The 23,405-nt window shown below is 59.1% G+C and carries 26 protein-coding genes and 1 tRNA gene; 2 read left to right on the top strand and 25 right to left on the bottom strand.

Annotated features, from left to right (window positions below):
• Positions 1-291: 291 nt before the first annotated feature.
• The 10 genes from J7447_RS02700 to J7447_RS02655 all read right to left on the bottom strand — a co-directional run bounded on the left by J7447_RS02700 (position 292) and on the right by J7447_RS02655 (position 7,443).
• Entirely contained in the window at positions 292-1,887 is a 1,596-nt protein-coding gene (locus tag J7447_RS02700; protein WP_209168680.1) for a bifunctional metallophosphatase/5'-nucleotidase, read from the bottom strand.
• 487 nt (positions 1,888-2,374) lie between these two features.
• Positions 2,375-2,578, bottom strand: a complete 204-nt coding sequence (gene yacG / locus J7447_RS02695; RefSeq protein WP_209168679.1) for a DNA gyrase inhibitor YacG — start codon at positions 2,576-2,578, stop codon at positions 2,375-2,377.
• Positions 2,579-2,666: 88 nt separating this feature from the next.
• Positions 2,667-3,293 carry a Maf-like protein gene (locus tag J7447_RS02690; protein ID WP_006939342.1) on the bottom strand — a complete coding sequence of 209 codons (627 nt, stop codon included), beginning with the start codon at positions 3,291-3,293 and terminating at the stop codon, positions 2,667-2,669.
• A gap of 43 nt (positions 3,294-3,336) precedes the next feature.
• Complete coding sequence (gene infA, locus J7447_RS02685; RefSeq protein ID WP_006939340.1) at positions 3,337-3,555, bottom strand: translation initiation factor IF-1; 219 nt, start codon at positions 3,553-3,555, stop codon at positions 3,337-3,339.
• A 117-nt stretch (positions 3,556-3,672) separates the two neighbouring features.
• A complete protein-coding gene (locus J7447_RS02680) occupies positions 3,673-4,287 on the bottom strand; it encodes a GNAT family protein (protein WP_209168678.1) in 615 nt (204 codons plus the stop codon).
• A 15-nt stretch (positions 4,288-4,302) separates the two neighbouring features.
• Complete coding sequence (locus tag J7447_RS02675; protein WP_022999902.1) at positions 4,303-4,755, bottom strand: arsenate reductase ArsC; 453 nt, start codon at positions 4,753-4,755, stop codon at positions 4,303-4,305.
• Between the two features lie 5 nt (positions 4,756-4,760).
• Positions 4,761-5,264, bottom strand: coding sequence for a UPF0262 family protein (locus tag J7447_RS02670; protein ID WP_022999901.1), 504 nt, complete (start codon positions 5,262-5,264; stop codon positions 4,761-4,763).
• A gap of 30 nt (positions 5,265-5,294) precedes the next feature.
• A complete protein-coding gene (gene hisD, locus J7447_RS02665) occupies positions 5,295-6,602 on the bottom strand; it encodes a histidinol dehydrogenase (protein ID WP_209168677.1) in 1,308 nt (435 codons plus the stop codon).
• Positions 6,603-6,644: 42 nt separating this feature from the next.
• Positions 6,645-7,082: a DUF2948 family protein gene (locus J7447_RS02660; protein ID WP_209168676.1), complete on the bottom strand. Its 438-nt coding sequence runs from the start codon at positions 7,080-7,082 to the stop codon at positions 6,645-6,647.
• Between the two features lie 148 nt (positions 7,083-7,230).
• Entirely contained in the window at positions 7,231-7,443 is a 213-nt protein-coding gene (locus J7447_RS02655) for a hypothetical protein (protein ID WP_022999898.1), read from the bottom strand.
• 156 nt (positions 7,444-7,599) lie between these two features.
• On the opposite strand from J7447_RS02655, the gene J7447_RS02650 reads away from it, so the two are divergent.
• Positions 7,600-8,088 (top strand): DUF3124 domain-containing protein, encoded by a 489-nt coding sequence (locus J7447_RS02650; protein WP_209168675.1) that lies wholly within the window; start codon positions 7,600-7,602, stop codon positions 8,086-8,088.
• A gap of 79 nt (positions 8,089-8,167) precedes the next feature.
• Here J7447_RS02650 and murA read toward each other — a convergent pair whose 3' ends face one another.
• Positions 8,168-9,457 (bottom strand): UDP-N-acetylglucosamine 1-carboxyvinyltransferase, encoded by a 1,290-nt coding sequence (gene murA / locus J7447_RS02645; RefSeq protein WP_209168674.1) that lies wholly within the window; start codon positions 9,455-9,457, stop codon positions 8,168-8,170.
• Between the two features lie 175 nt (positions 9,458-9,632).
• The gene (locus tag J7447_RS02640) at positions 9,633-9,815 is read right to left on the bottom strand and encodes a hypothetical protein (RefSeq protein ID WP_152507237.1); all 183 of its coding nucleotides are present in this window, start codon (positions 9,813-9,815) and stop codon (positions 9,633-9,635) included.
• A gap of 605 nt (positions 9,816-10,420) precedes the next feature.
• Between J7447_RS02640 and J7447_RS02635 the strand changes: the two genes are divergently transcribed.
• Positions 10,421-10,495, top strand: a tRNA-Thr gene (locus tag J7447_RS02635).
• A 290-nt stretch (positions 10,496-10,785) separates the two neighbouring features.
• Here J7447_RS02635 and J7447_RS02630 read toward each other — a convergent pair.
• From J7447_RS02630 to J7447_RS02570, 13 genes are all read right to left on the bottom strand, one after another.
• Entirely contained in the window at positions 10,786-11,628 is an 843-nt protein-coding gene (locus J7447_RS02630; protein WP_209169361.1) for a DNA adenine methylase, read from the bottom strand.
• 513 nt (positions 11,629-12,141) lie between these two features.
• A complete protein-coding gene (locus J7447_RS02625) occupies positions 12,142-12,516 on the bottom strand; it encodes a hypothetical protein (RefSeq protein ID WP_152511165.1) in 375 nt (124 codons plus the stop codon).
• 159 nt (positions 12,517-12,675) lie between these two features.
• Positions 12,676-13,170, bottom strand: coding sequence for a hypothetical protein (locus J7447_RS02620; RefSeq protein WP_209168673.1), 495 nt, complete (start codon positions 13,168-13,170; stop codon positions 12,676-12,678).
• On the bottom strand, positions 13,170-13,922 hold the full coding sequence (locus J7447_RS02615) for a lysozyme (protein ID WP_209168672.1): 753 nt from the start codon (positions 13,920-13,922) through the stop codon (positions 13,170-13,172). Before J7447_RS02615 ends, J7447_RS02620 begins: the two co-directional genes overlap by 1 nt.
• A 69-nt stretch (positions 13,923-13,991) precedes the next feature.
• Complete coding sequence (locus tag J7447_RS02610; RefSeq protein WP_209168671.1) at positions 13,992-16,124, bottom strand: hypothetical protein; 2,133 nt, start codon at positions 16,122-16,124, stop codon at positions 13,992-13,994.
• A 48-nt stretch (positions 16,125-16,172) separates the two neighbouring features.
• A complete protein-coding gene (locus tag J7447_RS02605) occupies positions 16,173-18,440 on the bottom strand; it encodes a hypothetical protein (RefSeq protein ID WP_209168670.1) in 2,268 nt (755 codons plus the stop codon).
• A complete protein-coding gene (locus J7447_RS02600; RefSeq protein WP_209168669.1) occupies positions 18,437-18,844 on the bottom strand; it encodes a hypothetical protein in 408 nt (135 codons plus the stop codon). Before J7447_RS02600 ends, J7447_RS02605 begins: the two co-directional genes overlap by 4 nt.
• Positions 18,845-18,866: 22 nt before the next feature.
• On the bottom strand, positions 18,867-19,523 hold the full coding sequence (locus J7447_RS02595; RefSeq protein WP_209168668.1) for a hypothetical protein: 657 nt from the start codon (positions 19,521-19,523) through the stop codon (positions 18,867-18,869).
• Positions 19,507-20,199, bottom strand: coding sequence for a hypothetical protein (locus J7447_RS02590; RefSeq protein ID WP_209168667.1), 693 nt, complete (start codon positions 20,197-20,199; stop codon positions 19,507-19,509). Before J7447_RS02590 ends, J7447_RS02595 begins: the two co-directional genes overlap by 17 nt.
• Complete coding sequence (locus tag J7447_RS02585; protein WP_209168666.1) at positions 20,196-22,385, bottom strand: tape measure protein; 2,190 nt, start codon at positions 22,383-22,385, stop codon at positions 20,196-20,198. The genes J7447_RS02590 and J7447_RS02585 overlap by 4 nt, the downstream gene beginning before the upstream one ends.
• Positions 22,386-22,559: a hypothetical protein gene (locus J7447_RS02580; protein WP_209168665.1), complete on the bottom strand. Its 174-nt coding sequence runs from the start codon at positions 22,557-22,559 to the stop codon at positions 22,386-22,388.
• Positions 22,556-22,927, bottom strand: coding sequence for a gene transfer agent family protein (locus tag J7447_RS02575; RefSeq protein WP_209168664.1), 372 nt, complete (start codon positions 22,925-22,927; stop codon positions 22,556-22,558). The genes J7447_RS02580 and J7447_RS02575 overlap by 4 nt, the downstream gene beginning before the upstream one ends.
• Complete coding sequence (locus tag J7447_RS02570; protein ID WP_152511175.1) at positions 22,927-23,382, bottom strand: phage tail tube protein; 456 nt, start codon at positions 23,380-23,382, stop codon at positions 22,927-22,929. Before J7447_RS02570 ends, J7447_RS02575 begins: the two co-directional genes overlap by 1 nt.
• Positions 23,383-23,405: the final 23 nt, after the last annotated feature.

Below are 23,405 nucleotides of genomic sequence, written 5' to 3'. Positions count from 1 at the left end.
CAAAGTTTTTTGCCGAACGGCCTCACCTCACCTGTTGAAAACTTTCGACCCCACTAACCCTCTGAAAAACAATACCTTTCCCGAGCCTGACCAAAAACGTTTCGTACTGTGTCACATATATCCGGGCATCTGTCGCAACAAGGCACGTGGTCGGAGGCTCTCTGGCCCACAGTCAAGTCATCACCTCTATCCTGCGGTACGCACCCGATCTCCCCCAATTACAGACGTGCAAACGAAAGAAGCGCGCCACGAATGGCGCGCTTCTGACAGTCATCAACGATCCTGTAGATCTTATTTTACGGTGATCCTGTCGTCTGTATAGGCTGAGTAACCGTTCTTGCCCGCAAGATAGTCGGAAACCACATCGGCCAGGTCCGGTCCGAAGTCATAGGCGTTCATGCCGTTGGTCGCGAAGATCTTGTAGCCGTCGCCGCCACCGCGCATGTAGTTGTTGGACACCACGCCGTAGACCTTTTCCGGATCCAGCGGGACGTAGCTGTCGCCTTCCATCACCATGACATCGGAGACCCGCTCCCCGGCAGGTTTGGTCTTGTCGAAGGAATACTTAAGACCGGCGACTTGCGGGAAACGGCCCGCGCCCTCTTCCACCTGGCTGACACCGTTTTCAAGAGCCGCGATCACATCGGAGCCCTTGAGTTCGAAAGTGGACAGCGTGTTCTGGAACGGCAGCACCGTCAGGACTTCGCCCTTGGTGATCTCACCGGCGTCGATGGAGGCACGCAGACCACCGCCGTTCTGGATGGCGATCTGGACACCCTGGCCCTTGACGCGATCAAGCATGGCATCTGCGACCAGGATCCCCATTTCGCAAGCCTGGGCCCGGCAGACTTCCCGGTCGGCGCCGATGGGAGCATCGGCCTGGGCAACGACTTGCTTGCGGATTTCGTCGAGCGGTTCGGCGAGTTCCTTGATGCGGGAAACAAGTTCCGGATTTTCGACGATGGTGTTGTCGATGATGATCGGCTCACCGGCAGCTTCCGTGATGACGCCATTGTCGTCAAAGGTCACGTTCAGCTCGCCCAGGAACTTGCCGTAGGCGTAGGCCTGAACGACGGCGGTCGGCGTTCCATCCGGACCGTCGATCATGGTCGGATACGGGCCTTCGGCATCGTCCGACGTGTTGGACAGGTAAGTGTTGGAGTGGCCGCCGACAATCACGTCGATGCCAGGTGCCTTGGCAGCAACTTCCTTGTCGACGTTATAGCCGGAGTGGCTGAGGACGATGATCTTGTTGACGCCTTCGGCAGCAAGTTTCTCCGCTTCGCGGGTTACGGCCGCAACCGGATCGGTGAAGGAAATATTCGCGCCGGGGCTAGCCAGTTCATCGGTATCTTCCGGCGTCAGGCCGATCAGGCCGATCTTCTCACCGCCGCGTTCGATGACGATCGAAGGCTTCAGCACGTCGGCAAGCTGAGGCTCCTTCGACACATCCGCGTTGGACATCAGGACCGGAAACTCCACCGCATCCATGAACCCGCGCAAGACTTCAGGTCCATCATCAAATTCATGGTTGCCGACGGTCATTCCGTCGTAGCCGAGTTTGTTCATGAACTCGGCGGCAGCCTTGCCCTTGTAATAGGTATAGAACAGCGTGCCCTGGAACTGGTCACCACCGTCGACGAGGATCGTGTTGTTGCTGGCCGCGCGGCGATCCTTGATGATCGTGTCGAGGCGCGCCGTGCCACCGAAGCATTTGCCTTCTGCATTGTCCTCTTCACCGCAGGTCGAATCGTACTTGTTGATCGGCTCGATACGGCTGTGGAAGTCGTTGGTATGCAAGATCGTCAGCGAATAATCGGCATAGGCTGCCGTCGACAGTGCCGTGGTCACGGACAGCACTGCGGCGCTCAGAAAACGTTTTTTCATCGGACCCTCGCCCTTGGATAGGTTGGTTATGCCGTATCAGGAACGAGACGCCTGACGCCGGCTTCCCGGTGTTCTTAAAAACCCCGTACGCCCCTCAACAAAAGGCATCAACCCTACCGGACAAAACCGGAATTCAGGGCGTCAGGATCGCCGGTATAAAAAGATCTTGGTGCAGTTTTATGACAGCTGCAAGTGTTTGGCGGCATGAAACTGAAAAAAATTTTGCTGGATAAATATTTTTGCAGCGCTGCCTAAAAATAGCTCAATCCCGCCAACTCTGCCGAGCCAAGTTCCGTGGCAGCCGGCTGAACAGGCAAATGGCAAGGCTTCCCGAAAACTCCGGTGGCGGGCGGTTTTCAGGGACTTTTGAGAAGATTTTCAGGAGAGGAGCACTGAGGCGCCGAGTTCTGCCTGGAATACCGGCAAGGCCTTCGCACCTGCTTCGCCGGCAAACGAACCGGCGGATCACATGGCGCACCTGGACCTGTCAGAAGCGGTCTTCGTCCGGGAAATTGCTCTCGTCGATATCGTCGGTTTCCACCACGGGTATGGTGTACCCCTCGGAGAACCAGCGGTTCAGATCGATCTTGGCACAGCGATCCGAGCAGAACGGATAATCGTCCGGCGTCGACAATTTCGAGCAGATTGGACAGGGGCGCATGCGCCGTTCGGGTTTCTGGCTTTCGGCCATTTCACTCTCCGGATTTCTGCTTCGCGCCAACTGCTGAAAAGGCAGCCGGTGATGGATCATCGGCTTGCCGAATACGATCTCGACAGCTTCAGGCTGCCGCTGTCGCCCAGCCCTGATGCACAGGGTATCCGGCTGAACTCAGCAGGTTCGCGGTTTCCACCAGGGGCAGTCCGACCACCGCCGGGTAGGACCCGACCAGTTTGACGACAAAACTTCCCGCGAGCCCCTGAATGGCATATCCGCCTGCCTTGCCACGCCACTCGCCGGAGGAAATATAGTCGTCCATGTCCTTGCGCGTCAGGCGTTTGAACCGCACGCGGGTTTCGACAAGCTTGGAACGGACCTTGCCGTTTGCCTCTGCAACGGCCACCCCGGTGAACACCCGGTGGCCACGGCCCGACAGGAGAGACAGGCACATGAGCGCCTGATCGGTCAGCTCCGCCTTGGGCAAGGCCCGGCGGCCGACCGCAACCACGGTATCGGCAGCCAGCACCACACTGTCCTGCATCGCTTCGGACGCATCGGCCATCTGACGAACGGCTTCAGCCTTTGCACGTGCAAGGCGCAGCGCAAGACTGCGCGGTGTTTCATGCTTCTTCGGCGTTTCGTCGATATCGGCCGGCAGGAGGTGATCCGGCTCCAGTCCGATCTGCTGCAGCAGCGCGAGGCGGCGCGGCGAGGCGGAGGCCAGGATCAACTGAGGGGCATTGGTCATCTAAGAGCGAGCCTTGCAGCCGGGGTCACCTTGAAGGATCCGCTTACTTGAAGCGGTAGGTGATCCGCCCCTTGGTAAGATCATACGGGGTCATTTCGACAAGAACCTTGTCGCCCGCCAGTACGCGGATACGGTTCTTGCGCATACGCCCTGCCGTGTGGGCAATAATTTCGTGATCATTTTCCAGTTTTACGCGGAACGTCGCGTTCGGCAACAGTTCTGTTACGACGCCCGGAAACTCCAGAGCTTCTTCTTTGGCCATTTGATATCCTGAATAAAGCGGGCCCTGCCCGCGGGTGCCGGGGAAACTAACGGATTAGCGGCAGAAAGTGAACCTTTCTTTCCACCGCTATGCAAAGAAACTGCCAGATCCTATGCATCACTGCCTGCGATCGCCATTTCCTGCCGGATTTACGCCGGAAAACCCGGCATTTTCCTGCTGTTCACGCCACTCATCTTCAAGAATTGCGTAATAGAACTCTTCGTCCCAACCACCCTTGAACAGGGCATGCTCGCGAAAATGGGCCTCCCTGCGCATGCCCAGGCGTTCCATCACTCCCCAGGACGCATTGTTGCGGGCGTCGCAGCTGGCAAAGATGCGGTGTAGTCCGAGATCCCCGAACCCCATACGCAGCAGCGCGCGGCCAGCCTCCATGGCAAAGCCCCTGCCCTGATATTGAGGGTTCAATGTGAACCCGATCGTGCCCTGGCGCGCCTCCACGTTCGTCACCCTCAGCGAAACGTCACCGATGACACCACCGTCCTTCCTTTCCTCTACCGCGAAGGCCAGTGTCCCTTCACCATCCAGGCACTTCATGTCCGCCCATTTGGTCAGTTTCGACCGGATTTCCTCCAGGCTCCGTGGTTCCCAGAACTGGAAACGAGCAACCTCCGGCAGAGACTGGTAGGCATGAAGTGCCTCCGCATCGCCTTGCTCCATGGGACGCAGTACCAGCCGGTCCGTCAGGACCGGGGACGTGATTTCGAATTTCATCTTGTTCCTTCAGATTCAGCCGCTTGGCGGCGGCGCCCAGTCCAGGCGCTTCTTGATGCGCATCATGAGCTGATCGCGCACTGCCCGGTATTCGCCCAGGATCTGCTCCCGGCTGCCGGTGGCAAGGGTCGGATCGAGAGTTGGCCAGTATTCGACTTCGACCGATTCCGTTCTCGTCATGTCAAGCGCCTTGTGGTGTGCCTCGGGAGCGAGAGTGACCACAAGATCGAACCCGGATTCGTCCAGATCCTCGAATGTCTTCGGCGTGTGCCGGCTCATGTCGACGCCTATTTCGGCCATGACCGCGTCCACGAACGGGTCAACCTTGCCGGAACGGACACCGGCGGAACGCACATAAATCTGGCCGGGAAAGAGTTTGGCCGTCAGAGCCTCGGCCATGGGCGAGCGAACGGAATTCATTCCGCAGGCAAAAAGCACCGCAGTCGGACGCATGCCCGGCCCGGCCATATCCGTCAGCCCTTCCAGTGCAAGGCGTAAACGAGGGTAAACAGCCGTCGTGCCGTCTGCATGTCGACTTCTATCTTCCCTTCCAGCCGCTCCATCAAAATGGCAGAACCTTCGTTGTGCACCCCGCGCCGCCCCATGTCGATCGCCTCGATCTGGCTCGGTGTCGCGTGGCGGATGGCCTCGTAATAGCTTTCGCAGATCAGGTCGTAGTCCTTGACGATCTTGCGCAGCGGAGACAGTGACAAAACATGAGTGACGACTTCCTTGTCGTCATCGGTCCTGATCCGGAAAACCAGCTTCTTTTCGATTACCGACAGGTTGAGAACATAGCTCGCAGGCGGATGCCCGACGGGCTGAAACGCGTTTTCCTCAATCAGGTCGTAGATCGCAACAGCACGGTCATGCTCCACTTCCGGTGTGGACCGGGCGATAGAGGCTTCGTCCAAAACCACATCAACCAGCTTTCCGCCGGTTTGCTGCGGTTCGGGATCCGGGTGCGGTTCGCTCATCTGGTCGAAGCCTCTTCTTCAAATCGGGAGCTATAAATTCAGTCTGATGGAAACAGAGCGCGCGTGCGCCGACAACCCCTCTGATTCACCAAGAGCGATTGCCGCCGGCCCGAGCTGACGCAGATTATCCGCATTGCATTTCAGGATCGAGGTGCGTTTGACGAATTCCAGCACGCTCAGACCCGACGAAAAGCGAGCCGACCGCGCGGTCGGCAACACATGATTGGAGCCGCCGACATAGTCGCCAATGGCTTCAGGCGTATAATGGCCCAGGAACACGGCGCCTGCGTTGCGCACCTTTTTCAGAAGCGCTTCCGGATCGGCAACGGCAAGTTCCAGGTGTTCGGGAGCAATTCGGTTGGCTAGCGGCATTGCCGCCTCCAGATCGTCCACCAGGATGATTGCTCCGTAATCCTGCCAGCTGGCACGGGCAACATCTTCTCGCGGCAACGTTTTCAACTGCGCTTCGACGGCAGCTTCCACCTGGCTCGCAAGATCTTCGCTGTCGGTGATCAGGATCGACTGCGCAGCGGTATCATGTTCGGCCTGTGCCAGCAGATCGGCAGCAAGCCAGTCGGCATTGTTGCCGCTGTCGGCCAGGATCAGCACTTCGGACGGGCCCGCGATCATGTCGATGCCGACAGTGCCGAAGACACGGCGCTTGGCAGCCGCCACAAAGGCATTGCCCGGACCGACGATCTTGGCGACCGGGGCAATGGTCTGCGTTCCATAGGCGAGAGCAGCAACGGCCTGTGCACCGCCAATACGATAGATTTCCGTGACACCGGCAATTCTGGCGGCAGCCAGCACCAGCGGGTTCAACACCCCGTCCGGGCTCGGAACCACCATGACGATGCGTTCCACGCCTGCGACCTTGGCCGGCACGGCATTCATCAGAACCGAACTCGGGTAGCTTGCGGTACCACCGGGCACATAAATGCCAACAGCCTCGACAGCGGTCCAGAGCGAACCGAGTTCCACGCCGATGGGATCTGTGTAGCGGTCGTCCTTCGGCATCTGGCGGGCATGGTGGGCGTGAATGCGGTCGTGGGCAAGCTGCAGGGCGTCCAACGTCTCCTGCGGCACCTTTGCAAGCGCGGCATCAATTTCTGCGGCGGACACCGTCAGTTCGGCCATGCTCTCGGCCTGCAGCCGGTCGAACCTTGCCGTATAGTCGAGGACTGCCTTGTCGCCTTCGGTGCGAACACGCTCGAGAATGTCCCGGACGATCTGGTCGACATCCTCCGACACTTCCCGTTTGCCGGAAAGGAGAGCCTTGAAATGGTCTTCGAAGCGGGCGTCGTTGATGTTAAGGCGTAGAACCACGCAATTCTCCATCTTGTGCGGTGCCTTGCACCGTCTGTCATTCCGTGCGGGCGGTCAGCTGAGGTCGTGTTGCGGCAGGTTCGGCGTGGACCATGCGGCGCCCAGGTCCGACAGTTGTGCCTCGATGCAGTCCACCTCGAGCGCAAGGCTGCCACCACCTGCGAAAGCGAGCTGGATCATGCCGGCCGGCTCTTCGCCCGGCTCGAAGGTCACGGCGAGCAATTCCAGGACGGCACCCTTGGCCTTCTGGTTGATGTTCTGGGCCTTCATGGCCTTGACCTGCGCAAAGGCCAGCGCCGTGCGGCGGCGCTCATGTTCCTTCGATCGCTTGTCGGCTTCCTTGTCCCACACGAACCGGTTCAGCACGAACACGGCCTTCTGCTCCTTCGGCAGATAGCGGATATCCGCGATGGTGATCACCGCGTCCTGCAGATGGGCGGAAAGAACCTGAAGGTCTTCCTGGTCAAGGGCGGCAAGTTTCAGCTGGTCCATTTGCTCTTGTTCTGATCCGGTCATGCGTTGTCTGGCAGGACGCATATAAGCGACTTTCTGCCCGGTCCCAAGGCTGTTGCCTAATGGGGAATAACGGTTTTGGCAATCTCCAATGCCCTGAAACATGCCTTGCGGCACCGTGGAGCCCTCAAGGGCCTTCATCCACCCGCTGGCGCAGATCCGCCTTGACCTCGTCCAGCGATGCAATCCGCCGGAAGATCCGCCGGCCCAGCCAGAGCCCGAACACAAGCAGGAAGAAGCCCAGAGACGGCCCGTAGGGCGCCGGAACAAGGACAACAGCGAACAGTGCCGCGAAGGCAAAGGCCAGTTGGACCAAAAACCGGATTGTCTGTGCATTCATGCAGTCGCTCCAACATCGTCCCGCAGGTTATCCAAGCGTCGAATTGTAATCACCTGCCATCTGCCTTCCGTCTTGCAATCAGGGCACGCATTCTGGAAAGTGACGCCAGTACCATCAGGGCGACACCCTACCATCACACGAACGCATGGGCACGTAATGCTGAAACGATCCACCTGCCTCGGTCTGCTGGCAGGCAGCCTGCTTCTTTTCCAGACGCCGATGGATGTCCAGTCACAGGATTTTACCGAGAAGGTACTGGGTGAGACCATATATGTCCCGGCCTATTCGCGGGTCTTTTCCCACCCGAACAGGTCCGACCTTCTGGCGGCAACACTTGCCATCCACAATGTCGACCCTGAAGCCACCATTACGTTGCAGCAGGTCGATTATCACAACGAGGATGGCACCTTGCTGCGCACTCTGCTTGATGCGCCGGTGGACCTTGCGCCCCTGCAGTCGAAAACAGTGCTGATCCCGATCAACGACACCACTGGCGGCGTCGGGGCGAATTTCCTGCTCGTGTGGTCGTCGGATAGTGGTGCCCTCAGCCCCATCGCAGAAGCCATCATGACCAGTGGCAGCGGCGGTCCCGGCCCCTCTTTCACGTCACGAGGCCGGGTGATCAAGCGGCAAACGGCTCAGTAGATTTCGCGAAAAATGCATTACATGGGGTGCGGCGCAGTCCACGCCGCCCATGCTTTCACACCGTAATCCGATGGCTTTATCAGGCCGAGATGCGCTCGATCTTCGCGCCGCAGCGGGTCAGTTTGTCTTCCAGACGCTCAAACCCGCGGTCGAGGTGATAGACACGGCTGACCGTCGTTTCGCCTTCTGCTGCCAGACCGGCAATAACCAGCGAGACGGACGCCCGCAGATCCGTTGCCATGACCGGAGCACCGCGCAAGGTCGAGACGCCTTCGATCATTGCCGTGCGGCCGTCCACATGGATCTGGGCACCGAGGCGGGCCAGTTCCTGCACGTGCATGAAACGGTTTTCAAAAATGGTTTCGGTAATCCGACTGGTGCCGCCGGCCTTCGTCATCAGGGCCATGAACTGGGCCTGCAGGTCGGTCGGAAAGCCCGGGAACGGTTCGGTGGTGATATCCACCGGCTGGATGCCGTTGCCGTTGCGGTAAACCTTGATGCCGTCGGCGGTCTCCGTAATGTCCGCGCCGGTCTGGCGAAGTGTCTCGAGCGCCGTTTCCAGAAGGTCCGAACGGGCGCCTTGCAACAGAACGTCACCACCGGTCATGGCAACAGCCATGGCATAGGTGCCCGTTTCAATCCGGTCCGGAACAACCGCGTGATGCGCACCATGAAGGCGCGGCACACCCTGGATGCGGATGGTCGATGTGCCTTCACCCTCGATCTTCGCGCCCATGGCCTTCAGGCACTTGGCAAGATCGACGACTTCCGGCTCACGCGCAGCATTGACGATTTCCGTCTCACCACTGGCCAGCGTCGCCGCCATCATGATGGTGTGGGTTGCACCGACGGAAACCTTCGGAAACTCGACGCGAGCACCTTTCAGCCCGCCCGGGGCCTTGACGATTACATAGCCGCCGTCGATCTCGATCTCGGCGCCGAGCGCTGCCAGACCGTCGATGAAGAAGTCTACCGGCCGCGTGCCGATCGCACAGCCGCCAGGCAGCGAGACCCGCGCCTCATGGCTGCGGGCAACCAACGGTCCGATTACCCAGAAGCTGGCACGCATCTTGGAAACCAGCTCATAAGGCGCGGTCGTGTCGACGATTTCACGGGCGGTCAGGTTCAGCGTCTGTCCGGCAAGGTCATCCTGGCCGCTACGCTTGCCGTTCACCGAGTAATCAACCCCGTGATTGGACAGGATCTGCATAAGCTGGGCAACGTCGCGAAGGCGCGGCACATTCGACAGCGTCAGGGTCTCATCCGTCAGGAGCGATGCGATCATCAGCGGCAGTGCCGCATTCTTCGCGCCGGAAATCGGAATGACACCATTCAGTTCCGCACCGCCAACGACCTTGATACTGTCCATGTTTTTCCCCGAACAGGACCGTGCTCACCGCACGGCCATCCCTTTGCATACGTCAAGAAACTCACATCAAGCGTGCGGTCTACACGCAAGTTATGGCCCATGCAAGGCGCGCAACCGGCTGCGACCGGGCAATTTTGGGGCGATACAGTCCTGCCGAACATCCGGCTGGTGGCCCTCAGTCGGCGTCCCGCGTCTTGGCAGCAGACTTGCGGCGGCGCAGATTGGCTCTCAAGGCTTCGGCCAGCCGGTCTTCGCGGGATTTCGCCCCGGCTTTGTCCGAGGCCTTTTCGCCTGTCTGCTTGCCGGGTTTTCCGCCGCCGCTTTCAGCGGACTTGTGCTGCTGGTCTTTTTCGCCCATGGCGCGCCTGTGTGATGATCCTGTGATTCATTTGTCTAGCAAGCTGCCCGCAGCTTGCCTAGGCGTCTTGTGTCTTCCGCATTGTTTGCCGCTAACCCTGCCAGCTTCAGCAGCATTCGGTCTTCCTTTCGCTGCCTAAAACGTGTCCGCGGCCTTGCCGCCCCGGACCAGAGATAAGCAGCATCGCGCCAAGAAGCCTGCACGCGGTGCAGAACCCCGCCTTCAGTCTTCCCTGTTCCCAAACTTCGGATTTCCCCGGACGCTGCTTCCACACGCCTTTCGGCGAGGGCCAGTCTCCCCTCTCCCGAAAAGGCCAATCTGCTCTGCGCCTCGACCGGCAGGATTGCTTAATATCCACAGGCGAAACAGGGCCAAAAGCACCAGCTTTGCCGCGCCAACCCTTCAATCGTCCCGGCTTTGACGGGAGGGAGCAAATGACCGCGGAAAAAAATCCCAAAACACTGCTTGCGTCCCCGAAGGTCTTATGGCAAAAGCCCCCTCATTCCGGTCGGCGCCGCTGATCGGCACCAGCACTTGCGTCTTGCAACTCAAGCTTTTCAAGCAAAAAAGTTCGACGCCGCGCCTGTCCCAAAGACAAGCCAGATGCTGCCGTAGCTCAGGGGTAGAGCACTCCCTTGGTAAGGGAGAGGTCGAGAGTTCAAATCTCTCCGGCAGCACCATCAACCATCTGATAAATAACAGAAATTCCAAAACACCCAAGACTGCCAAAATGCAGAACACTGCAGAACAAAGCAGGATTGTGCGTCTATTCTGGCACGTTTTTGACACGCGGGTTTTGGGTCTGTTCTCGCGCCGACTCGGCGCGGCCGTGGTAGCTGCGTCTCTTTTATCTGTTGTAGCGTGCGCGACCAGGTCGGCGCAGACCGATCCAATCCCGCCCGAATTCCAGGACGGCAAGCCGCTCGACCTGACAGATTTTACTCAGCCCTGAAACGACGAAAGCCGCGCCCTAAGGCGCGGCCCCCTCTCTCAACAGCGGATGCTCGAAGTTGGCGATGATCAATTCGCCGAATTCCCGCGAGGTCGATGCAGCCAAGGTATAGGTGACATTGACCGATTTTTGCACGAACCCCTCAAACACATTTCGTATCTCGGGTGTGTCATTGATCGAAACCAGGGCCTTGCCCTTAATCGACCGAAGCTGGCCCGCCAAGGCTGCAAAGTCACTCCGGCTAAACATCCCGGTACCATAATCGGTTTCACACCCGAAGTAAGGCGGATCGCAGTACAATAGTGCATCAGGTCGATCGTAACGCTCAATGAAATCTTGAAACGGCAAGTTTTCGATGATCACGCCAGCCAGGCGCTCATGCACATCTTCCAGCATCGGCGCGAGCTTCAAGAGATTGAATGATGCCGCGCCGTCGCCGCGCACACCAAAGCTCTGCTTCACCACCTTGCCGCCAAACGCTGTGCGCTGCAGGTAAAGGAACCGCGCCGCCCGCTCCAGGTCGGTCAGCGTCGAAGGATCGACCTTCTGTAACCGCTCGAATTCCCGCCGGCTCGTAATCTGGAACTTGAGGCAGTCCAGGAACTGCGGATAGTGCCGCTGCAAAATCCGGAAGAGGTTCACCACCTCGCCGGAATAATCGTTGATCACTTCGCTTTTGGGCGCGACCCGCCGGCGCAGAAAAACACCGCCCATGCCGACAAACGGTTCCGCGTAAGTTTCGTGTTCAACGCTGGCAATGATGCGCACCAGGCGCTTTGCCAAGGCACGCTTGCCGCCCATCCAGGGCGCAACAGGATTGACGCCGGCGCCCTCGCGTTGACCAAATAAGTTTGACTCCATGTGAATTGCCTTCCAATAAGCCCCGGTCTGCAGCACGCAGAATCGGCCCTAGAGGGCTGATCGCGGGGGCGGTGGAATGCTTAGTGCCATCGGGCCGGCTTCAATCTTGGCGGATAGGTGCCGGCAGTCCGGAGCGTTACCGCGCTCCGGGCCTCCTGCGTCAAACGCAGAAAGTCCAAGTTGTGAGAAAGCAGCCTGAAGGAAAATCAATCACGATCGCCGACGCCCGCGAACGCTGCGACGGTGTCCAGGTTCACTGCCTGCGCTGCGCGAACATGACTGTTTTGGAACTGGAAGCCTTTGACGATCGGGAAATCATCAACGAGCTATCGAAGCGCCGACGTTTTCGCTGCGCCAGGTGCGGGAACAGACGGGTCGAGACACGGCCAAACTTCAAACAGGCCAGCAGCCCAGTGACTTGGTACGGGCTGACGAAGAAGCAAGAGTTCTAGGCCCTCAAACACGAAAGGCCGGAACCTTTAGGCCCGGCCTCCCAAGAAAAATTCTCGACGGTTACTTTCCCAGAGCCTTGACGGCCGACAGCAGTTTTTCCCAATTGGTGACAACAAGAACTGCCGCAGCAAGGACCCACCCCCCGACCGACAACAAACGCTGCCCGATCCAGCCCGCCGTTTCGGCTTTGATTGTCAATGTTTGAACTTTGGTCACCGTCGCGTCATGCTTTTCAAGACGCTCTTCAACGGAACCCAGCCGACGCCCTTGCTCGTCTTGTTTTATGGAGACATCGGTTATCTGGGTTTTGACGTCCCGTATTGCATCATAGGTACGGCGCCGGCCTTCGGAAGATTCCTTGCGATTGCTTTCTACCTGTTCGCGTATCCTTCCCATTTCCTGAAAAATCGTATCGAGAGAAACAGTCTCTCCCATCACGGTGCACCCCCATGCGCCTGTTGAACGTCTCGATAAAAGTCTGACCAGCCGCGGCGCTTGGCTTCACAGTCCGCCAGAGCGAGCCGGTGCCGGATTGCGTCGCGCCCCTTGTCTCCGGTCGTTCCCGGATCACGGCAAGGCGTCTGCAGGTCCGTTTCAGGGTCCGGCAGTTTCGGCTGTTTCAGGTCCAGTGATCCGGATGGATCGCATCGCCCGGCTGTAAGCGTCGTCAGCAGCACAACTGCCAGCGCCGCCCGATGCCAGGGCGTCTTCATAATCATCGACAATCTCCTGCATATTCTGAAGAGCGAAGGCGCGATCCTGCGCCAATTGCATCTGGCGCCGAGCGACGCCCTGATAGCGCTCGCGCTGCGCTGCCTGTTCGGCCGCCACTTTTTGCCAGCGTTCAAGGTCACGCTGCGCTTGTTCAAGTTCCGCCGATCGATCGTGATAAATGCCGGAACCGAGAAACCCGGCGACGGCGAGGCAAGCACCGAACACCAGCACCAGCAGCTCGCGCGCCGGCGCCGGCACCGCCGGGTGAAACCGCGCTCCGTAGACCACGAAGGCGAGCCCCAGCACGCCGCCGGCAACCGCCACCTGCGCGAAGCCCGTGACGGCGCCCCAGATGTCTGACAGAAAGCCGAGCATTACAGCCCCTGAAGGCAAAGTGCGCGCTCGCGTTCGCGACGGTTGACCAGACCGCGAAGCACCCTACCGCCAGCCTTGTTCCACCAGGTTAAAGCCTTGCAGCCGCCGCGTATGTCACCCGCGTTGAGCCTGCGTGTTGCGGTGCTGCGCCCGATCGCACGAATGCCACAGTTGAAAGCGGTTGAGGTATAGGCCGCATCCCGTTCAGGCGTCAGTCGCTGATACTTGGTCGTCAGGTTGAAATAGGCATGAAGCCCGCGCCGGTATTCCGCCACCTCTTCGCGCAGCAGCTGCAGGCACTCTGCGTCCGTCATCTTCATGCCAAGGGAAACGCCACGAGTCGAGCCGTAGCAGATCGTTGGAACCCTCACGACATCAAGATAAGCTTCGTTTCTTTTCCCCTCTTCCTTTGCAATGAACGGCACCGCGACGCGCAGCGTTTCAATTTCGCTGACCGGTTCAGCCGATGCGCCACGGGTGGCCAGCAGCGCCAGCAGAACCACAAGCACCACAACGCCGATCAGGCGCAGCCATTCTCGCCACCAGGGCAGCCCCTGGCGCCAGATCCGGCCAAGGACACCCGCCACCAGCAACAACACCCCAAGCCACCACGCGAGAACCGGATTATAGTCTTGCCCGGTCGCGGCATACCAAAGCTCAGGCAGGATCAGCACCAGCAGGCCAGCAATCTGCATCCAGAAGCTGAGAGAAGACGCAACGACGCTGCGCCAGTCCGAAATCAAACGGAACATGGATCACCTATTCCGGCATTCGCGCCGGTTATCTGGGAGGGTAAAGAGCGGAAGAATTAGCGCCTGGCATCAGTATTGGTTGACGTTTGCCGGAATACTGTTTGAGTTAGACCCGATTATGTTTCGGTTCTGCCAGAACAACTGGTAGGCGTAGTTGCCATCAATATCGATGAAAGTGCCGAACGTATTGTCTGCAACGCAGTTTCCGTGAACACGTAGCACTGACCCAATACCGACATCGTTTCGAATATTTATCGCCCTACTCGTGGTCGCGCCATTCCTGCCGGTCGTCGTGAAATAGTTGTTATTGATATCGACGGAAACCTTGCTCGCGGTTGAGTATGTGCCGGTCGCCTCTACCCAGATGTCCGGAGAGGAAGTGTCCTGCCGATTATTGCCTTCGAATTGGCAGGAGCTGACTTCCAGGTTGAACACGCCCTCAAACTTGATACCGACAGTCTCAGATCGCTGGATGGCGCAATCATCAAACTTCACCAGGCGGGCTGCGTGGTTGTTGTCGTTGATGCTCACGTTTGCATATGACGATGCGTAGCGCGTGCCATCAAAGCGGCACCCGCGAGCCGAGAATGAGTTGATGTTTCCGTACGTCGAGTAGTTGATGTAATAGGCACTTTCCAGCCAAACGTTGGTAAGCTCAATATCCCAGCAATCAACGGTGCGCAGATTAATGCCAAATCCGTAAATGGCGACATTCACCAGATGTAGACCGCGCACGATGCTGTCAAAGCGAAGCCCGTACTTGGTCGTTGTGGTGATGGTCGAAAAGTGCCGTATGCCGATGTTCTGGATGACATTGCCAGCACCGTAGGACGCGCTCAAGCTGCCGTCACAGACGATGAAATCGTTGGCTGAACTGTAGTTCGTTCGCAGTATGGAAATCAGCATTCCAGCACCGTCCACGGTCACGCCCGGAGAAAGCGTGTGCGAGGCCGCGTCTGCAAAATCATGGATGCCAGGATCGACATATATTCCATTGGTGACGACGTAAGCGGCCGTCGAACCGGAAATCCAAGCATAGAGCTGCGTTTCACAGAAATCGTTCAATGTCTCCCATCGGGACGAATTATTGGCAGCAAAGCTGTCCGGGTTGAAGGTCGCAGAAGACGAAACATTCGGCTTGATCCCACACCACCTAGTGTGAATGGGTCCTTCGCCCAGATCCACGCGGCGGACGTGGTAGCTGCCGGCGGCCAGGTTCATCACCACACCGTCAAGTGTCGTGGAGGCAACGCTGCCAACGACAATCCCCATGCCGCCACAATTGTCGGTCGCATTGTCGAAACCACGCCAATAAACAAGGTCACCGGGTGAAACGCTGGCAACAGCGATTGCCTTCACGGCCGCCACGCTGCTAACGGTCAAATGGACGCCGACATCAGAACCCAACTTTGCAAAAGTGACACTTTCGTCAGCATATTTTGCAGTTGTGAGCGACCCGTCCGCGACAGTCGCGACGGGCGGCTCTAGAATCTTCAGCCAATCGCCGGAACCACCGGAAACAGGATCGTCCCCCGTCGCAGATGCGACCTTCAGCTGATACCAGGCTTCATCAGAGCCGGTCACCGCCTGCCCTTCTGTATAAGTGGTTCCAGCTTCATAATCGCCTTTATGGTCGAAGATTGCGCCAGACCGAGACGAAACCAACTGGCGCCAATTGCCGGCCGAATCCTTGAACGCCATGGTCGTGACGCCACTGACCAGGTCGCCTGGTGCGAGATCGCCGCCAGAGCCACTGGTGATTGGTTCATCACCATTGCCAAGGTCTAACACCTCGCCGCCGCCAGCCGTGTTCGTATAAAGCGGCGTCCAGACGATCCATTTCAGCTCGCCAGGCGAAGCATGCCCGACGACGTCTGCCGTTATTGCGTTTGCCGTGCCTGCGACGTTTTCCAGTTCGGCGAACGTGATCGGAAGCGGCCCGATCCGTATCCAGTCCGTTGACGACAGGTCCCAAGAATAAATGCCGTCGACAGCCGGGTCGCCAGATCCGTAAATGATCGCTCCCGCACCGTCCTGCGTTGGTGCGATCGCATCGAGCGCAGCGGCAGAATTGACCGCAATACCGCCAGCACCTGCCATTGCCTGGATAAAGGTCAACAGCGCAATGATATCGTTCGGCCGCGGCTGATAAGTGTCGCTGGCCGGACTGCCCTTATAGGTTTCCTTGGGAGTGGCAACCATTTACGGCGCTCCTAGCTTGTCGGTAGTTTTGGGAAAGATCTGGTGACGTCAGGAGACGTCGACGGTTTGCGGACCCGACCGGGTTCCCGCGCCGCCAGAACCGTTCAGCGGTTCGGCCCAATAGGCGTAATGCCCCGTTGCAAGCCCTGTGTCTTGCCACGTGTCGGCCGTGTCTTTGAAACCAGGCTCTTCGCGCACCTGTGATGCGTCGCCGAAGTCATAAGGCCCGCTGTATCCAGGCGCATAGCCGGCGCGGAAGATCCTGGTTGCGAAATAGTTGCTGCTGTCGGGCGATGTAAAGTCGACATCGACCTTCCCCGCAGAAGGTGAACTGACGGCGAAGGCCTGCAACGTTCCTGGCGAAGTTTGGTCAGCAACCGCCGCCACCTCGACGATGCTCGACCAACTGGAAACGTCGCCTCCGATTGACCAAACGCGCCAGCGGAATTCGTAAACATCGCCATCAGAGACAACGTCAGACGCCGCTGCGCCGTCTTGAGCACGCACTGACATCTCTTCCCAGGTGCTAGTTGTCTTTTTCCGGTACTGGATCTGCACCAGACGATCTGCGCGACTCGGCGCCGGGAAGGCCGCAACGAAACGGGCGGCAGCATTCCCGCCACTCACCGCGATGCTGGCCGCCTGAATGGACATGTTGCCGGAACTGATATTCGTCAGCGAATTGTCATTCTCGACGGCAACATTCAGGTTCGGGCGCGCCCCCTCTTCGCCGGCGCCAAGTGTCCACCAGTCCGACCCGATCTTGATCAAGGCAAGGGACGAAAACAGCTGGCCTTGCTCGCGCTTGAAGCCGGCAACTTCATAAACACCGTTGATGCCAGGATCGATCGCCGAAACAATGCGCACCGTGCGCCGTTCTTTCAGACGCCGGGCACGCAGCCCTGCGATGACGGCCAGGCGCCGCTTTTCGTTTTGTCTGTTCGCGGCAACCTTGACCAGTTGCACGGCTTGCCTGTGCAGGTAGACGGGAAAGAGCGACACGGATGTCGACTTGACCCGGTCACCTTCCTGCCAGTCCGGATGTACGTATTCGGCCGACGTCTGGCCTTTCCAGCCGTAACCGGGTTCGGTGTACTCGGCATAGAAATGCGTGAAGGTGCTTTCGCCGTCGTCGGCCTCGGCGCTGGCAACCTCTATTAGATCATCGTCAGTCAGCGTGACATCAGGTTCGTAATAGGTCCCGGCGATGATGCCGATACGCCCCTCACTATCTTCAAACCGCATGCCGTCGAAACTGGAAAGAATGCGGTTTTCGGCGTCGATGTTCTTTTCTTCGCGCTTGTTGATCGCAATGCCACAACGATATTGCGGCGCCGACACGCCGTAACGGTCGAGAATAGCAACGTCGCAGACATCCGCAGCGGTTGCGACACTGTCCCAATTGATTTCGGAAGCAGAATTCGCAAAGCGCTCGATGTCCATTCGGTGCGCCGCCCAGATCAGCGCGGGATTGCCGTTGGATGCAGGCCAGGTCGACGGGTCTTCTGGATCTGACGACGGCACACGCGGGTCGTGCGCGCGCCCCCAGTAGGCCGCCCGCGTGATATCCGGTTCACCTAAACCGAACACACCTCTGTGTTTGTAGATGTATTGCCGAGCCTCCAGGCTAACCTCGCCGATAATCATCAGGCTATCAGCGACACCGGCCCCGACATGGCCGGACGTCCATTCCGGAAAGACGCTGGTCAGTTCAGACTGCGCGGCCTGCGTGACTGTTCCCGGCCGTCTGAAAATGCGAATGTACTTCGTACCGTGGAAGACAAATTCCTCCTGCTCGACGTAATTGTTTCCGTCCAGAGAAACCGGAATGTCGTTGAGCCAAAGGCCGATTTCGCTGGTCGCTTCGCTGTCGCCATGTGCCGGCTGTTTATAGAGTTTCCCGCCCTTCGCCTCGCCAAAGCTGATACCACCGCCAACGCGGTTCGGCCCCCACAGGACAAACCGCGGCTGGTCGGACAGCGTGAAATTGGACTGAAGCTCCTGCGGCTTCGGGCGCGGAATATCGGGCAGTCCGGGCTGCTTGACGAAAGAATTCAGCGCCAACCCGACTGCAGCATTCAACAGAACGGCACCAAAAGTGGAACCGAGCACGCCAAGCGCTGCCTGTACGACAAAAGCCCCGGCCGCATAGGCCGAAGTCGTCGCGGCAATACCGCCAAGCACAAGCGGCGCACCACCAAACAGCGCGGCGCCGGCGCCCGCAACAAACGCCACCACCGGCGGCATCGCGTGCGCTTCGATCGGCGCAGTCACGAAAAACGTGGATGCCAGCAGCAGAATGCGAAGACGCTTCATAGCGGCCACCGCCAGGACGCAAGTACGGTACCGCCGCCCGTGGTCAGAACGCCGCTTTCCAGGCTGTAGGCTGCCTTGCCATCGCCAAGGTAGAGCCCGCTTGCCTCATGGCCCCGAACGTCGGCCAGGATGATGTCGCCACGTGCCGGCGCCTGGACGCGCTTCCAACCTGCACGCGTCAATGCGGTATCGAGCACGGCGAGCATACCGCCCTGCGCGTGTACCTCTTCAAGCGTCTTCTCGGCACCACAGCGAAAGCCGCGCCAATGGGCGGCCGGATCAAAGCCCGTCAGACGCCGGGCATAGTCGCCAAGCCGCTTGCCGCAATTGGCGTCTTCCCACGTAAAAGGGTCTTGCCGCCAGCTTTGCAGCGTGGCGGAAATCGCTATTTCCAGTTGGTTCATGTGATGAGATCCGGTTGGCCGGTCAGAATATCTGAATGGTGTAGCCGTTGGCGTACTTGCCGGTGAACTGGCAGTAATCGTCGCCGTCGATGTCGAACAGCTGCTTGGATCGTGCCCGCTGGACGGTGTCGGACATCACGCCGAAGTGCGTCAGCGACCGGCCCTGGTTCAGGTTCTTGGCCAGGACGGTAATCGTGCGATGGATCTGGGTTTCACCGCCCTGCCCCATCGGCCGGCTGACGGAAAAGCGTGTGTCCAGCATGCGCAGACGGTGCGCATCCCCCGGCGGCGTCAAGGCGCGGGTGCCGTTCTTCGGCAGCAGGACGGAATAAAAGAGCACGTCCCGACCCTTCACCTTTGCCGCCGCCATGTCGCGCAGTTCCAGAAACGTCACCTCATCCAGGAAGTGCAGCGACATTTCGTAAAGCGGCGCCGCACCGTCGCGCACGTCCCCCAGCGGCTCGATGTGGAAAAGGCTCTGCACCCCGCCGTTTTCATCGGCCCCCATGAAACCGTGCCAGCGCTGGCCGTCAGGCGTGATCATCGACCCGATACCAGCCCACAGCCTGACCGGCGTATCCAGAATATCGAAATAGACTGCATCCGCCGTCTGTATCTGCCTGTCCCCACCGGCCGTCGCATCCAGCTGTGCGTCGATCGCATCATAATAGGTTTGCATCGACGACCTCGCGGAATGTCAACGAACCAGGAGACGCCAGTTGCCCTCGCCTCACTTCGGCAATGAACGCGTCAGGGTTTACCGCCTTACAAAACAACGTCGGCCGCAGTTCCGCCAGTTCGCCGGCAGAGATGTCACGGCGCGCTGGCGGATCAAACGTTATGGTCGCTACCGTGCCGTCGTATTCAATTTCATGAACCTGATAGACACCATAACCAAGGCCAAACAGCTTTCCGTGTGTCAGAACACCAGGCCAGCGAACCAGATCTAACGTGACAGTTGTTTCACCTTCCAGGACCGTAGAGACGACATCAGCAGTCGGCTGAAAACGAAACCCGTACCCTGTCGAGAACGGCAGACCGTTAGAGAACGGAATACCAGTCGGATAACTAGCTGCCGCCGCCTTCATTGCCGCAGACGTTGATACCTGACCACTGGTGTCCAGTGGCAGCCGAAAGATATTGCCTTTCAACACACCGCAAAGCCACTGGTACCAGTTGACTTTTGACTTAGGAACGCCCGCAAAACTGGCCTTTGCCATCAGGCGCCCACCAGGAACGCGGTAAGTGTTATCCAGCTCAGCAAATGAGATCCGGCCTTGCTCGAAGGCACCGCCCGACCAGAGAATGACGTCGACCGGAAGGATCGCGCAGGGCCATTCGTAAAAAGTTGTCATGCTAGAGCCCCATCCGCCTGGCGGCGCGATTGCCAGGATGGAAGCGCAGACTTGACCGCTGCGATTGTCTCACCCTTGTTTTGCTGCATCATTCGCTGAACATCACGATCCGAAATCGTTCCACTGATCGTGAAATACTGCTGGACGCTGACACTTGCGCCGGAAGCCTGGCCACCGCGCGGAATAACCCTCTCACCTCGCAGCAGAACTGCCGGCACCTCATCAGGTTTGAGCCCGGCACCATCCGTTCCCCCGTGGTAGCGCGGCGCATTCTTCCAGAGGGATGACGAGAAGGCCCGACCATGGCCGTACCCGTCACGGCCAGCCATGCCGCCGGAATGGAGAATGCCGGGGATGATTGCACCGCCAAGCAAACCGCCGCGCCCCACCCCGCCACCAAGGCCACCGCCGAGTAGCGAAAAGCCTTGGTTCAAGGCCAGATCAAGCAACCGATCCCCAACGCGTGACAGTGCATTTGCGAGCGCGTCTGCGCCATCGGTGCCGCTTCGAAGATCGCTGATAAAGCCTTTCAATGCTGACTGACCGGAACTGGCAAACTCCTGCACCATCTGCTGCGCACTCTGCTGCCCTTCGGCCAATCGCTGCGCCTCAACATGCGCATTCGCATAGCCGGTTGCCAGCTGGTCAATTTGCGTCTGAAGCTGCGGCGTCACCTCCAAACCCTGCTGTTCGGCTGCCGTTAGCAGCTCGCGCGCTGCACGGGCCTTCTCGATGGCAAAACCATAGTCGGTCTGCAGCGGCCCCATACGTCCAAGGATCTGCGTTTCTGAATTAAGCGCGTCAGTCCGCGCCTTCAGCTGCTCGACCTCGCGCGCGTAGGCATCGGCCCGAGCACGGGACCCTTTTGCGCCGCCTGTTGGATCGACTTTGTAGTCATCAAGCGACACGGGTGAAACTGCCGTCGACGGCTTGGCGGCAGGCGCTGGCGCAGCGGAAGAACTGTTACGGGGACCGACGACAGGCCGTGTCTTGGGACCTGAAGAGACAAGACTATTGATTTCCTCAATGCGCCTTTGAACTTCATCCCGCTCTGCAGCCAACGTGTCTGCAAACCCGAGCTTTTTGGCATTGGGCGTCAGCTGCATCGTTTCAAGCTTTTCGATCAGGTCGATCCGCTCTTGCAGCAGTTTGTCGGTTTCGGAAAGCTCCGCAGGGGCAAGGAAATTGCCGATGGCACTGAAGGCCTCATCATTCAGGGAGATTTTGGCCAGCTTTTCAAGAAAGGACTTTGCGAGCCGATCAGCCTCGGCAATGCCGGCAATGAAGTCACCCAACGGGCCATCTGCCGCACGCGCCAGGAAGTCGCCGAGCCCTTCCACAGCCGTCGCCATACGCCCGAGCGCGGCCCCCGCCTTGTTGGAAGCTCCCGTCGAATCGTCGAGTTTTCCGACCGTATCAATCAGGACGTTCTGCAGACGCACAAAACCCTGACTGACCGTCAATTCGGCACTGGCAACCCGATCTTCCAGGATCTGCGCACCCGCTTCGAAGGCCCGGAAAAAGGCCTGCGAGGAAACCTTGCCATCGACGACCAGACTGCGAAGCTTGGCAACTGACCCGCCCGCCTCTTCCAACCCCGCCGCGGCGGCCTGGGTGATTGCCGGCGCCCCTTCCAGCAAGGAATTGAATTCCTCGGCGCGAACGATCCCGGACCCCAATGCCTGGCTAAGCTGCAGCAAGGCACCGCGCGCGGACTCGGCCGATCCACCTTGAGCCCTCAGAGCCAGGGCAACGTTGTCAGTGAACTTCAGCAGCTCTTCGGTGCTGACTTTCAATTCGCCCTGCACCAACGATGCACGGGAATAAAGCTCTACCAGGGATTCGAGCGGCGCCGCGTTGCGCTGTGCACTCGCGAAAAGCCCGTCATAGACCTGGCGAAGCTTCTCCCCCTCAGCGCCGGTCACCTTCAGGGCGTTCTGCACCCGCGTATTGGCGTCAGCCAGTTCTGTCAGGCTGCGCAGCGTTGCAGCGCTCACCAGTCCAGCAGCGGCCGGGCCGACAAAGCGTGACAGGCTAGTGGAAATAGCCTTGTTCGCGCGCTGGAACCGGCGCTCGATATTACCGAGGCGCCGGTCAGAGTTTCGTTCAGCACGAGCCATATTCCGCTCGTACTGATTGATCCGCGCTTCCAGGGAGACAATCAGTCTCTGAAGGTCGTCAGCCACCTAAAATCCCTCAATGCCCATTTCGGAAAGTCGCTTGTCACTGATTGGCACGCTGTCTGCGACGCCGTTGGCGCGCCGGTATCCGTCGACGGCGCAGCGGAATTCAAAAAGCGTCATGGAGCCCACCGGCTGACCGAGAATACCGGCCCATTGGTAGACGTCAGTCCACTTCACTTTCCCTCTTGGAAGTCCGCCCCGTCCGCTTTCGGGGCCGTCTGCTCCCCCGGCGCGTCGTCCGTTTCATCGTCCCCGCCATAGACAGCCGCGGCGACGATGACACGCGCCGGCAGCACAAAGGGCGCAAGCGGCGTTTTGACGTGCAGCCGAACCAGCTTTTCAGCTTCTTCCGCCGCCAGGCCGCCGCCCTCAAGTCCAAGCCGGATCGGCTGCACCACGTCGTCAACAAGCCATTGCCCATTGGTCAGCCTGTGCAGCACCCAATTCGGGCCGGCGTCGCAATACTGCTGCAACGCCCGCAACTGGTCGATGTCCAGGACAAACCGGTGATGCCCGCCCGCCCAGGTGAGAGAAACGCCACGCATCAGGCGGCCGCAGTCCGCGCGGGCGTGCCGTCAAACTGAATTTCGATTTCGGCGCTGACCTTCTGACCCTTGGTGCGTGAATTGTTCAGCTGGGACAGCAACGCCGGGCCGCTTTCGATTTCAGTATCGCCGCTGGCAGCTTGTGCGTTGGTTACACGAACGTTCAGCGGCTGCCCCGAATAAAGCCAATCCAGCAGCTTGCCGTTGCTGCCGCGTGCCCAGACACCGCTAGCCGAAATGGAAACGTCGAGGTTCCGCACCGCACGCTCAGTCTGCAACGGCAGGCTTTCGTCATCGCAGTCCGCCGGAACTTCGGCGGTGTCGATATTTGCGGTGCGCGTTACGGTCGCGTCGACCATGCCGCAGATCTTGGAATAGGTACCCGGCGAACCGTCCGGATCAAATTCCACTTCCAGGACAAGTTCTTCGAATTTTTCAGTGACTGGCGCAGCCATCGCATTTCTCCATGTAAAAAAGG

Source organism: Labrenzia sp. R5_0 (genome assembly GCF_017743835.1).
GTDB lineage: Bacteria > Pseudomonadota > Alphaproteobacteria > Rhizobiales > Stappiaceae > Roseibium > Roseibium algicola.
Note: the sequence above shows the minus strand (reverse complement) of the source record. Positions and strands in the feature narration are given on the sequence as shown.

What these genes read in the sequence shown, in the direction of transcription:
- J7447_RS02680 (WP_209168678.1), bottom strand. Translation starts at nt 4,287, where the DNA reads ATGAAATTCGAAATCACGTCCCCGGTCCTGACGGACCGGCTGGTACTG.
- J7447_RS02650 (WP_209168675.1), top strand. Translation starts at nt 7,600, where the DNA reads ATGCTGAAACGATCCACCTGCCTCGGTCTGCTGGCAGGCAGCCTGCTT.
- infA (WP_006939340.1), bottom strand. Translation starts at nt 3,555, where the DNA reads ATGGCCAAAGAAGAAGCTCTGGAGTTTCCGGGCGTCGTAACAGAACTG.
- J7447_RS02630 (WP_209169361.1), bottom strand. Translation starts at nt 11,628, where the DNA reads ATGGAGTCAAACTTATTTGGTCAACGCGAGGGCGCCGGCGTCAATCCT.
- J7447_RS02640 (WP_152507237.1), bottom strand. Translation starts at nt 9,815, where the DNA reads ATGGGCGAAAAAGACCAGCAGCACAAGTCCGCTGAAAGCGGCGGCGGA.
- yacG (WP_209168679.1), bottom strand. Translation starts at nt 2,578, where the DNA reads ATGGCCGAAAGCCAGAAACCCGAACGGCGCATGCGCCCCTGTCCAATC.
- J7447_RS02595 (WP_209168668.1), bottom strand. Translation starts at nt 19,523, where the DNA reads ATGCAAACCTATTATGATGCGATCGACGCACAGCTGGATGCGACGGCC.
- J7447_RS02675 (WP_022999902.1), bottom strand. Translation starts at nt 4,755, where the DNA reads ATGGCCGGGCCGGGCATGCGTCCGACTGCGGTGCTTTTTGCCTGCGGA.
- hisD (WP_209168677.1), bottom strand. Translation starts at nt 6,602, where the DNA reads ATGGAGAATTGCGTGGTTCTACGCCTTAACATCAACGACGCCCGCTTC.
- J7447_RS02590 (WP_209168667.1), bottom strand. Translation starts at nt 20,199, where the DNA reads ATGACAACTTTTTACGAATGGCCCTGCGCGATCCTTCCGGTCGACGTC.
- J7447_RS02625 (WP_152511165.1), bottom strand. Translation starts at nt 12,516, where the DNA reads ATGGGAGAGACTGTTTCTCTCGATACGATTTTTCAGGAAATGGGAAGG.
- J7447_RS02655 (WP_022999898.1), bottom strand. Translation starts at nt 7,443, where the DNA reads ATGAATGCACAGACAATCCGGTTTTTGGTCCAACTGGCCTTTGCCTTC.
- J7447_RS02615 (WP_209168672.1), bottom strand. Translation starts at nt 13,922, where the DNA reads ATGTTCCGTTTGATTTCGGACTGGCGCAGCGTCGTTGCGTCTTCTCTC.
- murA (WP_209168674.1), bottom strand. Translation starts at nt 9,457, where the DNA reads ATGGACAGTATCAAGGTCGTTGGCGGTGCGGAACTGAATGGTGTCATT.
- J7447_RS02670 (WP_022999901.1), bottom strand. Translation starts at nt 5,264, where the DNA reads ATGAGCGAACCGCACCCGGATCCCGAACCGCAGCAAACCGGCGGAAAG.
- J7447_RS02575 (WP_209168664.1), bottom strand. Translation starts at nt 22,927, where the DNA reads ATGCGTGGCGTTTCTCTCACCTGGGCGGGCGGGCATCACCGGTTTGTC.
- J7447_RS02690 (WP_006939342.1), bottom strand. Translation starts at nt 3,293, where the DNA reads ATGACCAATGCCCCTCAGTTGATCCTGGCCTCCGCCTCGCCGCGCCGC.
- J7447_RS02660 (WP_209168676.1), bottom strand. Translation starts at nt 7,082, where the DNA reads ATGGACCAGCTGAAACTTGCCGCCCTTGACCAGGAAGACCTTCAGGTT.
- J7447_RS02600 (WP_209168669.1), bottom strand. Translation starts at nt 18,844, where the DNA reads ATGAACCAACTGGAAATAGCGATTTCCGCCACGCTGCAAAGCTGGCGG.
- J7447_RS02700 (WP_209168680.1), bottom strand. Translation starts at nt 1,887, where the DNA reads ATGAAAAAACGTTTTCTGAGCGCCGCAGTGCTGTCCGTGACCACGGCA.
- J7447_RS02570 (WP_152511175.1), bottom strand. Translation starts at nt 23,382, where the DNA reads ATGGCTGCGCCAGTCACTGAAAAATTCGAAGAACTTGTCCTGGAAGTG.
- J7447_RS02605 (WP_209168670.1), bottom strand. Translation starts at nt 18,440, where the DNA reads ATGAAGCGTCTTCGCATTCTGCTGCTGGCATCCACGTTTTTCGTGACT.
- J7447_RS02620 (WP_209168673.1), bottom strand. Translation starts at nt 13,170, where the DNA reads ATGCTCGGCTTTCTGTCAGACATCTGGGGCGCCGTCACGGGCTTCGCG.
- J7447_RS02610 (WP_209168671.1), bottom strand. Translation starts at nt 16,124, where the DNA reads ATGGTTGCCACTCCCAAGGAAACCTATAAGGGCAGTCCGGCCAGCGAC.